Below are 14641 nucleotides of genomic sequence, written 5' to 3' on the forward strand. Positions count from 1 at the left end.
TGCGCCGTAAAAGGCCGCTTCAAAGCCTGATCGGCTAGACTTCAACACAGCACGCGCTGGACGGCCGCATGTCAGTTAGTTCCAGATAGTGTCCCAATCTGAGTAGCGACTGCTGAGTAGAAGAAGCTGCTTGCGACGATGACGAGCAGGTGCCAGATCGTTCGATGAAACGGCAAGCGCGTTGTCACGAAAAATCCAAATCCGACCGTGTAGATGAGCCCGCCACCCAAGATCAGTCCGAAGACAAGTGAAGACATGCCTCCGAAAAGCGCGTCTCCGGCAATGACGCCCGACCATCCCATGATCAGGTACAGGCTTATGGCGACGCTGCGACACCTATTCGGCACGAACGTGCGCAATCCCACTCCGAGAACCGCGCAGCTCCATATCCAGACCACAAACCACCCGGTATCGTGGGGAGAAAGAAGCGCGAATGCGGTATAGGTGCCGGCAATCTTCAGGTAGATTGCCGAATGGTCGAGCCGCTGCAGGTACGGTGTCCAGGTCTGTGGATGCGTCATGTTGTAGAGCATCGAGCATGAGATCATCGCGATGAGTGTGAGGCCGTATACCGAAACACCGACCAACCCGAAGTCCGCAGTGCCGGTCGACAATGTCCTCATGATCAGGAGGGGAACCGCGAGCAGTGCTGCTGTCAAACCGGCAATGTGAACCAACAGGTCCGACATGGTTTCGAGCCGGCTGTATTCGATGCGACGCGGTAGGTAAAAGTTCATCAATAACTTTCCATCGTTGATCGCCTCAAGAACCGCGCGGCTGATATTGAATTAGCTTGGAAAAAACCTCAGACGTGTAAGCGTGCTTCATGCCGCATCCTGCGTCGGCTAAATGATGATGTCACGAAGAGCACTGACATCCCTTATTTGCCTTCCAGTTCCGGGCGCGTCGTCACGAGCAAGCCTCCGGCCTGCTTGATTGACGTGCCGCATCACGTCGCCATCCGGGTGCAGGCTGAAATCAAGTCCGGTTTGACTGTTCAGTTCCTCCAGGCTGACCTGGTAGAGACGAAAGGGCTCGAATGTCAGCGTCGTCTCCAGATCGCCTAGCAGGTCTTCCTGAGTCAGAATGAAGGCGGTCAGACGCGGCAGGTCCTCGAGATCGCGCCAACCGATCAGCTTCCAGAATGCCGCCGGGATACGAGCCCCCCGATATTCGATGTCAGTCGGACTGAAGATCGGACCGGCCTGCACGGATAGACGCAGCCTGGCGATACCGGCTTGAGCAAACACGTGATCCTCGAGCTCTCCCCAGAGGCCCTGACGGGAGGACTGGTTATAAGCCTGATGCTGCGGGGCGATATTGGTGTAGTAGAACGAGTCGGCATTGGCCTGCTGCGCTTCGGCGATGCCGCCCCAGCACAGGTCTGCGCGCCGGGCGATGTGACCCCGGTCGAGAACGTTGTCGCTATAAAGCGCGTTTCCCCATTGGTGTTCGGCGTCAATGCGAGGATCAAGGACAAATTCTGACCGCGGAAGTTTCACCATCCGCACCCCGTCCACGTTCCAAGCAACATAGCGCGCCATGCGCCGCTCAGCCGACAAACACAGGCTGAAATGAGTATAGGGGATGCTTGTGCGGTCCTCGAAGAGAACCGCGTCAAGCGCCATGTCATCAGAAAGACCCGGCTCCGGAATAGGGATACCTGTAAACCCAGCATCGTAGCCGTTGCGAAGGACATCTTCATTAAATCCCGCAGTTATATCTTGATAGTTCTCTAAGTGTGCCCCCGCACGCGTTTTGACTGCCGGGGCGGAAACAGTGCCCGGCGACCAAGTCAGGTCCAGACTGCCGCTCGTGACGATCTGCCGATCAACAGCGGACTGGCCCGGGTCAGATCTACCGCTTACCTTGTCGCCAACACCCGCGTGATCATCCATTCGCACTGTGAGATCCACACTCCGTACGGTATGGTCCGCAGGGACGGGAATGCCATTGAGCGCGACGAGTGCTGATCCCTCCGCGCCTCCGGGAAAGCCGCTCGATGGTTCACCTTGGACAATGACATTGACGCTTAATTCCAGAAGACTGTTGCCGTCCTTTCGTTGTATCCGGACGAAGGTCCCATTGGCAGCGGCATTATGGCCGACGCCATTGATCCGGATATGGCAGCCGGTGCTTCTCTCGTTCGTTTCCGACTTCGACATCATGCTGTCCCCGGCCTGTACCGAGTCATGAGACATCTTGCGTGTAACAGGGGCAAGAAGATCACGTACACGATGACGTCGGTAGGCTTGCACCTGATCTTCAACGTCTTTGGGCAGCGTAGCTCCTTGGTGCATGCTTAAGATTCGGACAGAGCTTTGAGCCGACCCGCGTGCACAAAGCTCAGGCTAAAAGCTATTTCCAGCTCTTCGCATGGTCTACACCTGACCGGTATCTGGGCGACGTGGCATTGAGGTCACGCCACCTCTGCGTCTGAGGACATAAGCCACAGCCTGACCGCATCCCTGGATGCCCCGAAGATGCCGAAGCTATCCAGCATTTTGACGCACGTTACAGGATCAGCCACCGGCCGCGGGCGCTTGCCATGATCCGCCCGCCATACGCAGACCACAGATCCCTGCTCGTCCGTTTCGGCAATCAGCATTCTATCCGTATTCGTATTCATCCTGCGGCCTGTATCCCCGTCTCACACAGTTCAGATAATCCTGTGCGTGATCACGGGCCAGATGTCTAAATAGCAGGATTGCGTGCGCCCCGAATTCAGAAGATCGCGCATCTTGGCGGAGGGCTTATGGCCGAATGACTTTATCCACAATTTCTGGGGATAGTTCTGGGGATGGGACGCTGGTCCGAGATGTTGTCTGGCTGCACTGATAGGCTATCTCTATCCCACTCGGCGACCCTTCTGCTAGTTTGAAGGTCTCCTACGAGCGAGAAGGGCCGAGCAGATCGGGGCCCTTTTTTCTGACCGCCTGCAAATCTGGTTTCATGGCACCTGTGCTGTCGCCCACTTCACACAGAAAAGCGGCTGCAGTTTCCCGCAGCAGCAACCTGTCCCTAGGCAATCTCTCGTGCCTGGATAATTACGGGACCATGCCTCATCAGGCAAGACACACAACTTCTTTGGTTTAGGCCTTCACGGAAGTGACACTGACGGTATCAGCGCCTCCGTATCAGTTCAGCTTCTGATCAGGAAGTCCGCCAGCACGAACCCATCGGCATGCATTGCCCGGGTGAGTTGGGCGGAGCTGTATCTGCTGTCATGGGTGATGTCCCGCCCAGCCCAGGACGGGCGTGGAAACTCGTGACGTTCGTGCGGCAGCTCCACATCGCAGGTCACCAGACCCGCCAGCGCACCCAGATACTCGTCGACTTGCCAGAGCAGGCCGCAGAACTGGATATCATGCCGCCGCTTTTCCAAGCTCGGAGCGCTCGGGAACTCGCTGATCATGTCCGCCGCCTGGTCGGGTGGCAGATCAAAATGAAACTCGCTGCGGGAAACCCCTGTGCGGTTGCCCTTTATGGTCAAGGTCGCCTGATCATCACAGACGCGGATGCGCGCCTTGCCGGTCTCGAAGCGGGCGACCAGATAGTCCTTGATATGGTGGCAGCCCAAAGTCTGGTCCCGCCACGCGTCACTGGTCACAAGGAACTTGCGTTCAATCTCGATACTCAATCTCGCCTCGTTGGTTGCGGCCCATGCACAGGCCGATCAGACTGGTCAGGGGCCGTCGCGGCGGCTCTTGGGCCGCAGCGCAAGGCTCTGCTCTGACCTCAGGGGGTTTTCTTGATGAGGGCGCGCAACCCTTTGCGCATGCCGGGGCAGCGCAGCAGCTGCGCGGCTTTCGCACTCGAGACCACGATCCTGTCGCGTTTGCGTCGCTCGGGCCATCGCTTCAGCATCTTCTCCACCCGCATCGCGTAGAGTGTCAGAAGAACCTTCCGTCCACCTTGCCTGCACGTCACGACAGCTTTTTGGCCGGAGTGGATGCGGCCCCGGATGCCGCCCTCCTCGTAAGCTTCCCGACGGGCAGATCCCCTGCCCGACATGCCCGGAATACGGCGCCCCTTCGGATGGATCCATTCCTTGCTTCCCGGCCGGCTGACCAGAACGACCTTGTCCCGCCCCTTTTCAGGAAGAAGACAGAGAACGCCGTATCGTTTTTCAGCCACCGGCCAACTCGCGGACAAGAGATACCCCTGTCAGTGCCAGCGACTTGTTGCCGAAGCGCTTGTCGGTGCTGACATCCCGACCGAACCACTCCGGCGCGACAAACTCGCGAGCATCGGCTTCGGATTGGAATTCGACCTCGACCATCACCAGCGGTGCAAGATCACCCTCGAAGATATCCAGCTCGTAGGTCAGCCCCCCGTCCAGCTGACCGACCCACCGGGTCTTCACGACGCGGCGGCCTTCTGTCTGCGGCCATAGCATCTCGAACTGCGCCTCGCTGATCTCGATCTCACGCTCACCCCGAACGATACCCTCTCCGGATTTCACACAGAGAACGAATGTCTCATCGGTCTGGCGAAGCCGAACCTCGACGGAGTCCTCAGGTACGGTCAGATAGCCCTGGCGCAGGGACGATCTGTCGGCCAGAGACAGGTCAGGCATCCGCGCCACCAGGAACTTCCGCTCGATCTCAACGGGTGCTTTCATCGCGCTCAGCCCTCCATCAATCGTGTCTGAACTTCTTCGTAGATCTGCCTGTATGCTTGCGCGGACGGACGCTCAGATGCGAACGCCAGCACCGGGGCTCGATTGACACCCATCCGCTCGACATCGGTGGAAAACGGAAGGGCGGCCTCCAGGATCCGTTTCGGGTAGGCCTCGCGCATGCGTGCCATGGTCTCGCCGTGCAGGCTTTTCTGCCGCTGCACCATCGAGAAGAAGGCCGCGATCTTCTTCTTGCTGCCCTTCGCGCCCTCCTGGCCGTCGATGAATTCCAGAAGCTGCTCGAACGTCCTCTCCGACAGAGTGGTGGGAATGACAGGGACCACGATCAGGTCCGCCGCCTGAAGGACGCTCTCGGAGAGTGTCGAGATGTTCGGAGGGCAGTCCAGGACGATGATGTCGTAGTCGCCGCCGACAGCCTTCAGCGCCTTCTTCAGGCGCGACTGGCTGTTCTTCATCCTTGAGAGAAAGACGTCGAAATCGCGAAAGGTCATGTTGGCAGGGAGGATGTCCAGATTTTCAAAGTCGCTTCCGCGAATGGCCTTTGTGACTTGTTTTGCCTCCTCAAAGAACGCCTCGTTGTCCAGTTTCTGAGATGGCTTTCACGCGAAAGTAGAAGCTCGAGGCACCTTGGGGATCGAGGTCGCAAAGCAGGACGCGATTGCCGGCCTCGGCAAAGGCATAGGCGAGGTTGACGGAAGCGGCCGTCTTCCCGACGCCTCCCTTGTTGCTGTAGCAGGCGACAATCTTCATCTCAGGCTTCCTTGGCGTTGAAGAGTGAGCGGAACTGATCACGGACATCTGGGCCGTCGAACTGATCGAAACTGGCCATGATCCGGGCGCGCTCTTCCTGCTGCCGTTCATGCAGCACGGCGATCAAGGCGCCGATGCTCTGTGCCAGGGCGAGGTCCTGCCTGTGTCCGATCGGCTCGTGAGCGTCCATGAAGCTCTTCAGAAATGCTTGCTGGACGGAATAGTCGTTGAAGAGCCCAAGATTGTCCTGAAGACGCTTGAGGGGTTTCAGGATGGGTTTGACGGCCGCTGCCGGATAGAGAGGTGCAAAGAACTCCATGAGGTAGCGAAGCTTCTTGCAGCCAATCCGCAGCTCGTGGACCCGTTCGTCAGGCGTGTCGGCCGTGATCTCGCGGGCGATGCGACATACCTTGCGGTAGCGCTTCCAGATCAGCTGACGGGAATAGTCCCCAACCGGGGCGTCTGCCCTCGGCCCCTTTCCGGGACCCCTTGTCTGGAGAAATTCAGCCTGCAGTGCCTCGATCCCAGCCTGATAACGGGCGCTGTCAAGATGGACTGCCATGGCACGGTGCGCGCGGCGGCGCTCCTTGCGAAACATCTTGAACATCTGCTCCAGCCCTTCATGCAGAGAGGAAGGCACCATCGCGAAATACTCGTTCTTGGCCAGAAGGTATACGTCCAGATCCCGAAGCCGGCCTGTAGGAGACATCAGTTCGGACGCCTTACGCTTGAATTCCGCAGTCTGTTCCTCCGGATACACGCCTTTGAAGAGGCTCAAGACTGATCTGACTTTTCGCAGGGCGACGCGGTAATCGTGCAGAAACTCCGTGTCATGATCGGCGATGACCCCGGCCTCATTCTCGCGGGCCACCTGTAGATAGACCGTGATGATGTCGGTCGCTGTTTGCCATGCCGTGGCATGGTCGAGGATGGCGACGTCGGGTTTCGCACTGTATCTAGAATAGTCCGGGAAAAGCATCGAGGACAGATCGGTCGCGCGAGGCGAAGGGCTATCGGCGGTGGCCTCAAGGTGCTCGCGCAGTCTTCTCAGGGCTTTATCGTATCCCCGCAGCGGCTGCAGCGCGGCGATCGTCACTGTCATGCCCCTGCCGTCGGGTTTCAGCGTCGTTAGATGCGCCCGGACAAGCGTCTTCCTTTCGTCATCGGTGACCGTCAGATCCCGATGAGTGACAGTTCCGGACCCGATCCTCAGGAGACTGCGCAGAGGCGGGACGTGCTTGAGGGCGGCCTTGACGGGCCCGTCTTTCAGGTCGGCCACGAACCGATCAGTCCCGCCGGCCCTTTGAGACATCAGGGCTGGGGAAGCATCCAGCAGAGTGAGTGTCCTTCCCGATCTCAACACGAGCTGGCCAGCGGCGTGAAGGGACCCGATATGGTCGTCGAGCATGTCAAACGTCGCGTCATCGGACTGACCAATCTGAAGCGACAGATCGTCCGGCATCTCTGCCAGATTGGCGTCGGCCAGCGCTCCCGGAAGGATGAGAACCGTTTGAGATGCCCGCTTCATGATTTCTTGCCTGCCGCCTTCTTGAGATAGCTATCGACCAGCTCCTCGATGATCTTCTGCACGCTCGTGTCGTCCTCTATGGCCCGTGTCTTCAGCGCCTTGAGGGTCTTGCGATGAAGCCGCAGCGATGTATTCACCCTCTTGGCGTCCTCGGATTTGGGGCTGGCAGTCTTGCTTTTCGGCATTGATGACACCCGGTAACGATGACGTCATGATGTCATCACGGGCGGTCAGATGACAAGACCATTTCTCATGTTGGCCCATAGATGATCTCATAGACGACGTAGCTGGAAGTCGTGCAGCTTTGGCAGGTGATACGACAATGCCGCCTTCATGGGCACTGTGTGCTTGCTGGAACCGTATTCAGGCACATTCACGCAAGCGTGTGCGATTCAAAGTTGTAGGATCCGACATTGTTACAAAACGGAAGAGAATGGGAGATATCTTCAAAGATGGAGATATGCGACCGGCACTGCTTCTCTAAGTTCGGATGGGCCAGACGCAGGTTGTTGCAATACGACAGACAAGACGGAGGTCGCGATGAATGATGCCATGCTCACATTCGACGGTATTGCTTCTCTGCTCGGGCAGGCTGCGGTCACCGAGGATTACGTCGAGTTTCGCACGAATACAGTTTTGAGCAATGCGGAGCTCAATGAGCTCCACCGTGCGACGATCGAGATCGCCGGCAAGGCGGAAGGTGTGCTTGTGGAACGGACAGACCTCGCGGGCGAGATCGTCAATGGCGGCGCCGCGCGGGCCGCGCTTACGGTGACATTGCGCAGAGGTCTTTTGTCAAACCAGGCGGATACTCCGGCCCAGTAATGCGGGGCGGGACGTTCAGTCACGTCCAAACATCGGAAGTATGCTCCGAAACTCGCACAGACATGCGACAGTCTGAAGCGACGCCTCACGCCGTTACGGCGTCGGCGACCCAGACCGCATGTAGCGTCGAGAACGAGTCTGAGTTCCCGTATCGTTACCTGGATCCCAGAACGACCCATGTGAAATACATAAATGAGATTTATCGGACTGAAGGTGAGTGGTTCCGGCCTGTCCAAGAACTCCGTCCTCGAAGCTCCTGGACGAAGATCGCGGATATCATCAATGCGAATGATCCATGCTCAGGGCGATGGACCAGTGCCCGCTTGCAGAGAGCGGCCCGCGCGTATGTCGCATATGGCCTGCTGTCACATGCCATCTTCAATCAGCCGAAGGCCAGAGGCATTGACGATCGCCTGCCGAAGCTGGTTCTCTCGATGCGACGCGAGAACCCCGGCATCACGCTCGCCGAGATCGGCCGGACGCTCGGCGATATGGGTGAAGCGACTCCGCGCGGTCGAAATGCGTGGCACCCCGCCAGTGTCATGACACTTCTCGCGCGTGCAGACAGATTGAATCGGTCCAGCCCCAAATAAGCAGGATTATCTATGCGGGGCTGGCGGCCTAGGTCCGGGCCTCAGCCCAGGGCATAGCCCACGCCGCGCACGGTGCGCAGCGGGTCGTCGCCGCCGTTCTTCATCAGCGCCTTGCGCAGGCGGCCCACATGCACGTCGATGGTGCGCGTGTCGACATAGATGTCGCGCCCCCAGACCCGGTCCAGCAATTGTTCGCGCGTCCAGACGCGGCCCGGCTTCTCCATCATCGTGGACAGCAGCCGGAACTCGGTCGGGCCCAGATGCAGCGTCTGGCCGGCGCGGAACACCCGGTGTTCGGCGGCGTCCAGGATGATGTCCGCAAAGGTCAGCCGCTCGCCCATCGTTGCGGGGCGGGTGCGGCGCAGCTGGGTGCGCAGGCGGGCCAGCAGCTCGACCACGGAATAGGGTTTGACCACGTAATCGTCGGCCCCTGTCTCCAAGCCGCGGACGCGGTCGACCTCCTCGCTGCGCGCGGACAGCATGATGATCGGGATGTTGCGGGTCGCGGGATCGGCCTTGACCTGGCGGCAGACCTCGATGCCCGACACGCGCGGCAGCATCCAGTCCAGCACGATCAGGTCCGGCTGCTCCTCTGCCACCAGCAGCAGCGCGTCCTCGCCGTTGTCGGCCATGACCACGTCGAAACCCTCGGCCTCAAGGTTGTAATGCAGGACTTCGCGCTGTGCGCCCTCGTCCTCGACGACCAGCACGCAGGGGGCCTGGCGCGCCATCCCTCAGACCTCCGCCGCGGGGGCCACGACGCTGCTGCTTTTCGGGCGCGCCTCGTCGGGCAGGTCGCCCGTGACCAGATAGACCACCTGTTCGGCGATGGACGTCGCATGGTCCCCCATCCGCTCGACGTTCTTGGCGATGAAATGCAGGTGCATGCAGGGGGTGATGTTGCGCGGGTCCTCCATCATGTGGGTCAGGAACTCGCGGAACAGCGCGTTGTACATCTGGTCCACCTCCAGGTCGCGCTGACGCACGTCATGGGCCAGGTCGGCGTCGCGGCGGATATAGCTGTCCAGCGCGTCCTGCAGCATCCGGTTCACCGCCTGGCTCATCCGGCGCAGCGCCATGCCCGATCCGGCGATGGCGGGCATCTGGGACAAGACCTCGGTGCGCTTGGCCATGTTCTTGGCGTAATCGCCCACCCGTTCCAGCGAGGCCGAGATCTTCATCACCGCCAGCACCATCCGCAGGTCGGTCGCGGTGGGCGCGCGCAGCGCGATCAGCCGGGCGGCGTCCTCGTTGATCTGGATCTCCATCGCGTCGATGGCCTTGTCGCGGCGGCGGACCTGGTCGGCCAGCTCCTGGTCGCGCGTGTCCAGCGCGGTCGAGGCGTCGGTGATCGCGGCCTCGACCATGCCGCCCATCTTGACGACCATCGCCTGGATCGTCTCCAGGTCGCGGTCGAAGACCGAGGAGATATGCTTGTCGCGGTTCATGTCAGATCCTTTCGATCAGCCGATCCGGCCCGAGATATAGGCCTCGGTCCGGCTGTCCCGGGGCTTCGTGAAGATGTCGTCGGTATCACCGTATTCGACCAGGTTGCCCAGATGGAAGAAGGCGGTCTTCTGGCTGACGCGGGCGGCCTGCTGCATCGAATGGGTCACGATGACCACGGAAAACTGCGTGCGCAGCTGCTCGATCAGCTCCTCGACCTGGCTGGTGGCGATGGGGTCCAGCGCGCTGCAGGGCTCGTCCATCAGCAGCACCTCGGGGGACGTGGCCACCGCGCGCGCGATGCACAGGCGCTGCTGCTGGCCGCCCGACAGGCCCGTGCCGGGCTCGGACAGGCGGTCCTTGACCTCGTTCCACAGCGCCGCGCCGCGCAGCGAGCGTTCGACGATCTCGTCCAGCTCGGCCTTGCCGCGGGCCAGGCCGTGGATGCGCGGGCCGTATGCCACGTTGTCGTAGATCGACTTGGGGAACGGGTTCGGCTTCTGGAACACCATGCCGACCTTGGCGCGCAGCTGCACCGGGTCGATGCGGCGGTCATAGATGTCCTCGCCGTCGATGGTGATCCGGCCCGCGATCCGGGCGCTGTCGATCGTGTCGTTCATGCGGTTGATGCAGCGCAGGAAGGTGGACTTGCCGCAGCCAGACGGGCCGATGAAGGCGGTAACGGTCTTGTCCAGGATCTCGACGTTCAGGTCTTTGATCGCCTGCTTCTCGCCATAGAAGACCTGCACGTCGCGTGCGGAAATCTTGATGTCCTGCTGGCTCACGGCGCTCTCCGATCGGATGGTGTCATACATGGTGGCTCTCCTGTGGGCCGATCACCAGCGGCGCTCGAACTTGCGGCGCAGGAAGATCGCCAGCAGGTTCATGCACAGAAGGAAGATCAGCAGGACGATGATGGCGCCCGAGGCGCGCTCGACAAAGGCCGGATCGCTGCGCTGCGTCCAGTTGTAGACCTGGACCGGCAGGGCGGATGCGGGATCGAACAGACCCTCGGGCGGGGCGGCGGGAAACTCGCGCACGAAGGCCACCATGCCGATCAGCAGCAGCGGCGCGGTCTCTCCCAGGGCCTGGGCCAGGCCGATGATCGTGCCGGTCAGGATGCCGGGCGCGGCCAGCGGCAGGACGTGGTGGAACACTGTCTGCATGCGGCTGGCGCCGACGCCCAGGGCCGCGTCGCGGATCGAGGGCGGCACCGCCTTCAACGCCGCGCGGGTGGCGATGATGATGGTGGGCAGGGTCATCAGCGTCAGCACCAGCCCGCCCACGATGGGTGCCGATGCGGGCAGCCCCGCAAAGTTGATGAAGACGGCCAGGCCCAGGATTCCGAACACGATCGACGGTACCGCGGCCAGATTGGCGATGTTGACCTCGATCAGGTCGGTCCAGCGGTTCCTGGGCGCGAACTCCTCCAGATAGATCGAGGCCGCGACCCCGATGGGCACCGCCAGCACCAGCACCACCAGCATCATGTAGAGCGAACCCAGGATCGCCACGCCCACGCCGGCCGATTCCGGACGCTGATCGGAGGCGTCGGGCAGGGTCATGAAGGCCCAGTTGAACCGCGTGACCAAGGTGCCGTTGTCGGCCAAGGCTTGGGCCAGCAACAATTGCTGGGGGGAGACATTGGAATCCCGTTCTGCCGTCTCGGCAGTGACGCGGCCCTTGAAATAGCCGTCGATGCGGCCGTTCACCAGGACGTTCACGTCCACCGTCTGCCCGACCAACTCGGGATCGGCCAGCACCCGATTGCGCAGCTGCGCCGAGGCATCGCGCGAGATCAGCTGATTTGCATCTCCGGAGCCCAAACCCTCGATCTCCAATCCGAGCGTTTCGATCTCGGTATCCAGCGCGCGGTCCAGCACCTGGCCATAGGACAGGGTCAGCACGCCCGCCATCTCGGCCGGGTCGCGGTTGCCCTTGGGGTCCAGCACCTGCGCGTCCAGCGCCACAGGGAGAGATAGATAGGTCTGATAAAAGGCTCCTGTGCCATTGCGCACAATCGTGAAGACCAGCACTGCCAGCATCGTGCAGGCGATGACGATGGCCGTCAGCCCATAGGCGCGGAACCGTTTCTCGGCGGCGTTGCGGCGCCGGGTGCGTGCGTCCTGGACATAGAGCGACTTGGCGCCGGTGGCGCGGGGATGATCGGTCATTCGTACTGCTCGCGATACTTGCGCACGATGATAAGCGCGATGACGTTCAGGCCCAAAGTTATGACGAACAGCGTCAGTCCCAGGGCAAAGGCCACCAGCGTCTCGGGCGAGGAGAAGTCGTTGTCGCCCGTCAGCTGGCTGACGATCTTGACCGTGATGGTGGTCATCGCCTCGAACGGGTTGGCGCTGATCGTGGCGGCGGCGCCCGCGCCCAGGACCACGATCATCGTCTCGCCGATGGCGCGGCTGGCGGCCAGCAGGATGGCGCCCACGATGCCCGGCAGGGCGGCGGGCAGCACGACGCTGCGCACCGTCTCGGAGGGCGTCGAGCCCAGGCCCAGGGCGCCGTCGCGCAGGCTCTGGGGCACCGCGTTGATGATGTCGTCGGACAGAGAGCTGACGAAGGGGATCAGCATGATCCCCATGACCAGCCCCGCGGTCATCACCGACGACCCGGAATTTCCCAGGCCCAGGGGCTGCGCGATCCAGTCGCGCAGCATCGGCCCGACCGTCACCAGCGCGAACAGGCCATAGACGATGGTCGGGATGCCGGCCAGCACCTCGACCGCGGGCTTGGCGATGCTGCGCAGGCGGGGGCTGGCATATTCCGACAGATAGATCGCCGCCAACAGGCCGATGGGCACCGCCACCAGCAGCGCGATGAAGCTGATGTACAGCGTCCCCCACAGCAGCGGCAGCATGCCGAGGCGCGAATTGCCCTCGAAGCGCGGCGACCATGTCGTGCCGAAGAAGAACTCCGTCACACTGTACTGGCGGAAGAAGCTGATCGTCTCGAAGATCAGCGACAGGACGATGCCGGCGGTGGTGGCGATGGCGATCATCGAACAGAAGATCATCAGGCCCAGCACCATCCGCTCGACCGAATTGCGCGCGCGAAACCCGCTATCAATCCGCGTCATGCCCCAGCCCAGGCCCGCAACGGACGCGCCAAGCGCAAGCAGACCGGCGACAGCGTTGGATCCTGCAGGGATTACCCCGGACATGCGTAGTCCGGACGCCAGAACCAGAACGACCAACGTGGGAAGCATGACGGAAAGTGCCACGTTGTAGCCATGATATGTCGGGCGGCTGTGGAGGGTTCGGACATCGCTGCCACTGGCCGACAGGGCGCGACTGCGTCCGATATAAAATCCGGCCGTCGCCAGCAGGATTGCGGCCAATAGAGCCCAGGACATAGGCATCGGGAAACCTCAGGAATGGCGACGGAAAAAATGACAGATGTCTTGGAAAGCGAAGCCCAAGGTTGCACCGGCGCATTTCCATGCGCCGGTGCAGGTGGCGATCACTGCATGGTGGTCTCGTCGGCCACGGCCTGCTGGACCGATGCCAGCTCGGGGTCCGAGACCAGGCCATAGGCGGCCAGCGGCCCGTCCGGTCCCGCGATCGCGTCCGAGACGAAGAATTCGGCGAATTCCTTGACGCCCGGGATGACGCCGATATGCGCCTTCTTCACATATATGAACAGCGGCCGCGACACCGGGTACTCGCCCGAGGCGATCGTCTCGGTCGAGGGGGTGACGCCTGACATGGTCGCGACCTGCAGCGTGTCCGTGTTGTTCTCGTAGAAGGACAGGCCGAAGACGCCGATGCCGTTCGGCGACGACCCGATGCGGGCCAGCGTCTCGGTATAGTCGCCGTCGATGTCGACCGACCGGCCGTCGGTGCGCAGCGTCATGCAGGCGGCCTCGGCCTCCTCCTCGCCCAGCTCGGCGGTGAACACCTCCAGCGCGCCGCTGTCCTCGCAGCCCTGCGCGATCACCTTCTCGTCGAAGACTTCGCGCGTGCCGTGACGGGTGCCCGGGACGAAGGCCAGGATCTCCTGGTCGGGCAGCTCGGGGTTCACCTCGTTCCAGTTGGCGGCGGTGTTGTCAACGATCGCGCCGTCGCGCACGACCTTGGCCGACAGCGCGTTGAACCAGTCGGCGGGGGTGAAGGCAAAACTGTTGCCCGACTGCGCGCTGGCGAAGACGATCCCGTCATAGCCGATGCGCACCTCCATGATGTCGGTCACGCCGTTGGCGGCGCATTCCTCGATCTCGCTGTCGCGGATCTGGCGGCTGGAATTGGCGATGTCGATGGTGTTCTCGCCCACGCCCTCACAGAAGCGGCGCAGACCGGTGGACGATCCGCCCGATTCGATGACCGGGCTTCCGAAATCGAAATTCTCTCCGAACAGCTCGGCGACGATCGTGGCGTAGGGCAGCACGGTCGACGAACCGGCCACCTGGACCTGGTCACGCGACTGCGCTGCAGCGCCGGATGCAGTCAGGGCGATTACGGACAGCGCGGTGGCGGCAAAGCCGGAATATCTCATGGGTCTTCTCCTGTGGAGTGAGCGTGCCGGTAAGCGGTACAACAGGATCATGACGGTAATAACGAGGAAATATGACGTTCATGTGACACCGAATGCGGCCCGATCGTCTTTGCCTCAGGACATGGATCTGCACGATTTGATCGGTGACAATGGCAACGCCGATAATCGTTGACCATCTCATGCTGAATCACGAGTTGCTCTGAAGCGCCATCGAGGCCCATTCAGACCATCACATGTCGCCGTGATGCTCCTCTTGAGGCAGCACCATCAGGATCGTAGGCGAGCAATGCCTTGCCGGGTAAGTACCCGCAGAAGTGATAGGCTCAATTCGACGACACCAAAGCCGTT

At 61.3% G+C, this 14641-nt stretch carries 17 protein-coding genes; 1 reads left to right on the forward strand and 16 read right to left on the reverse strand.

The features are described 5' to 3' along the window. Window positions 1-71: 71 nt before the first annotated feature. From F1642_RS14390 to F1642_RS14425, 9 genes are all read right to left on the reverse strand, one after another. Window positions 72-737, reverse strand: a complete 666-nt coding sequence (locus F1642_RS14390) for a hemolysin III family protein (RefSeq protein ID WP_194886548.1) — start codon at window positions 735-737, stop codon at window positions 72-74. A 108-nt stretch (window positions 738-845) separates the two neighbouring features. Continuing rightward, the gene (locus F1642_RS14395) at window positions 846-2165 is read right to left on the reverse strand and encodes a DNA/RNA non-specific endonuclease (RefSeq protein ID WP_194886549.1); all 1320 of its coding nucleotides are present in this window, start codon (window positions 2163-2165) and stop codon (window positions 846-848) included. A gap of 977 nt (window positions 2166-3142) precedes the next feature. Further along, complete coding sequence (locus F1642_RS14400) at window positions 3143-3640, reverse strand: CYTH domain-containing protein (protein ID WP_194886550.1); 498 nt, start codon at window positions 3638-3640, stop codon at window positions 3143-3145. Window positions 3641-3738: 98 nt separating this feature from the next. Continuing rightward, the gene (locus F1642_RS14405; protein WP_194886551.1) at window positions 3739-4137 is read right to left on the reverse strand and encodes an NUDIX hydrolase; all 399 of its coding nucleotides are present in this window, start codon (window positions 4135-4137) and stop codon (window positions 3739-3741) included. Next, window positions 4130-4624, reverse strand: a complete 495-nt coding sequence (locus F1642_RS14410) for a CYTH domain-containing protein (RefSeq protein WP_194886552.1) — start codon at window positions 4622-4624, stop codon at window positions 4130-4132. Before F1642_RS14410 ends, F1642_RS14405 begins: the two co-directional genes overlap by 8 nt. 5 nt (window positions 4625-4629) lie before the next feature. After that, entirely contained in the window at window positions 4630-5226 is a 597-nt protein-coding gene (locus tag F1642_RS14415) for a ParA family protein (protein ID WP_370582890.1), read from the reverse strand. Then, entirely contained in the window at window positions 5204-5392 is a 189-nt protein-coding gene (locus F1642_RS16075) for a ParA family protein (protein WP_255522468.1), read from the reverse strand. Before F1642_RS16075 ends, F1642_RS14415 begins: the two co-directional genes overlap by 23 nt. 1 nt (window position 5393) lies before the next feature. After that, window positions 5394-6920, reverse strand: a complete 1527-nt coding sequence (locus F1642_RS14420) for a CHAD domain-containing protein (protein WP_194886553.1) — start codon at window positions 6918-6920, stop codon at window positions 5394-5396. Then, window positions 6917-7105 (reverse strand): hypothetical protein, encoded by a 189-nt coding sequence (locus tag F1642_RS14425; RefSeq protein WP_173404646.1) that lies wholly within the window; start codon window positions 7103-7105, stop codon window positions 6917-6919. The genes F1642_RS14420 and F1642_RS14425 overlap by 4 nt, the downstream gene beginning before the upstream one ends. A gap of 355 nt (window positions 7106-7460) precedes the next feature. On the opposite strand from F1642_RS14425, the gene F1642_RS14430 reads away from it, so the two are divergent. Beyond that, entirely contained in the window at window positions 7461-7745 is a 285-nt protein-coding gene (locus F1642_RS14430) for a hypothetical protein (RefSeq protein ID WP_194886554.1), read from the forward strand. A gap of 365 nt (window positions 7746-8110) precedes the next feature. Here the strand turns inward: F1642_RS14430 and F1642_RS14435 are convergent, their stop codons facing one another. The 7 genes from F1642_RS14435 to F1642_RS14465 form a co-directional block, all read right to left on the reverse strand. Then, on the reverse strand, window positions 8111-8275 hold the full coding sequence (locus tag F1642_RS14435) for a hypothetical protein (protein WP_194886555.1): 165 nt from the start codon (window positions 8273-8275) through the stop codon (window positions 8111-8113). A gap of 104 nt (window positions 8276-8379) precedes the next feature. After that, window positions 8380-9069 (reverse strand): phosphate regulon transcriptional regulator PhoB, encoded by a 690-nt coding sequence (gene phoB, locus F1642_RS14440; RefSeq protein ID WP_045982986.1) that lies wholly within the window; start codon window positions 9067-9069, stop codon window positions 8380-8382. A 3-nt stretch (window positions 9070-9072) separates the two neighbouring features. Then, window positions 9073-9786: a phosphate signaling complex protein PhoU gene (phoU, locus tag F1642_RS14445; RefSeq protein WP_045982987.1), complete on the reverse strand. Its 714-nt coding sequence runs from the start codon at window positions 9784-9786 to the stop codon at window positions 9073-9075. A gap of 15 nt (window positions 9787-9801) precedes the next feature. Further along, on the reverse strand, window positions 9802-10599 hold the full coding sequence (gene pstB, locus F1642_RS14450; RefSeq protein WP_045982988.1) for a phosphate ABC transporter ATP-binding protein PstB: 798 nt from the start codon (window positions 10597-10599) through the stop codon (window positions 9802-9804). Between the two features lie 21 nt (window positions 10600-10620). Beyond that, window positions 10621-11958: a phosphate ABC transporter permease PstA gene (pstA, locus tag F1642_RS14455; RefSeq protein ID WP_045982989.1), complete on the reverse strand. Its 1338-nt coding sequence runs from the start codon at window positions 11956-11958 to the stop codon at window positions 10621-10623. Then, window positions 11955-13160 carry a phosphate ABC transporter permease subunit PstC gene (gene pstC / locus F1642_RS14460; protein WP_045999716.1) on the reverse strand — a complete coding sequence of 402 codons (1206 nt, stop codon included), beginning with the start codon at window positions 13158-13160 and terminating at the stop codon, window positions 11955-11957. Before pstC ends, pstA begins: the two co-directional genes overlap by 4 nt. A gap of 101 nt (window positions 13161-13261) precedes the next feature. Next, window positions 13262-14293 (reverse strand): substrate-binding domain-containing protein, encoded by a 1032-nt coding sequence (locus F1642_RS14465; RefSeq protein WP_045999715.1) that lies wholly within the window; start codon window positions 14291-14293, stop codon window positions 13262-13264. Window positions 14294-14641: the final 348 nt, after the last annotated feature.

This window comes from Paracoccus sp. NBH48 (assembly GCF_015390265.1).
In the GTDB taxonomy this organism is placed as follows: domain Bacteria; phylum Pseudomonadota; class Alphaproteobacteria; order Rhodobacterales; family Rhodobacteraceae; genus Paracoccus; species Paracoccus marcusii.

Bases quoted from the DNA above. Each gene is read 5' to 3' on its own strand.
- F1642_RS14425 (WP_173404646.1), bottom strand. From the start codon at position 7,105: ATGCCGAAAAGCAAGACTGCCAGCCCCAAATCCGAGGACGCCAAGAGG.
- F1642_RS14395 (WP_194886549.1), bottom strand. From the start codon at position 2,165: ATGTCGAAGTCGGAAACGAACGAGAGAAGCACCGGCTGCCATATCCGG.
- pstA (WP_045982989.1), bottom strand. From the start codon at position 11,958: ATGACCGATCATCCCCGCGCCACCGGCGCCAAGTCGCTCTATGTCCAG.
- phoB (WP_045982986.1), bottom strand. From the start codon at position 9,069: ATGGCGCGCCAGGCCCCCTGCGTGCTGGTCGTCGAGGACGAGGGCGCA.
- phoU (WP_045982987.1), bottom strand. From the start codon at position 9,786: ATGAACCGCGACAAGCATATCTCCTCGGTCTTCGACCGCGACCTGGAG.
- F1642_RS16075 (WP_255522468.1), bottom strand. From the start codon at position 5,392: ATGAAGATTGTCGCCTGCTACAGCAACAAGGGAGGCGTCGGGAAGACG.
- pstC (WP_045999716.1), bottom strand. From the start codon at position 13,160: ATGCCTATGTCCTGGGCTCTATTGGCCGCAATCCTGCTGGCGACGGCC.
- F1642_RS14420 (WP_194886553.1), bottom strand. From the start codon at position 6,920: ATGAAGCGGGCATCTCAAACGGTTCTCATCCTTCCGGGAGCGCTGGCC.
- F1642_RS14465 (WP_045999715.1), bottom strand. From the start codon at position 14,293: ATGAGATATTCCGGCTTTGCCGCCACCGCGCTGTCCGTAATCGCCCTG.
- F1642_RS14410 (WP_194886552.1), bottom strand. From the start codon at position 4,624: ATGAAAGCACCCGTTGAGATCGAGCGGAAGTTCCTGGTGGCGCGGATG.
- pstB (WP_045982988.1), bottom strand. From the start codon at position 10,599: ATGTATGACACCATCCGATCGGAGAGCGCCGTGAGCCAGCAGGACATC.
- F1642_RS14390 (WP_194886548.1), bottom strand. From the start codon at position 737: ATGAACTTTTACCTACCGCGTCGCATCGAATACAGCCGGCTCGAAACC.
- F1642_RS14430 (WP_194886554.1), top strand. From the start codon at position 7,461: ATGAATGATGCCATGCTCACATTCGACGGTATTGCTTCTCTGCTCGGG.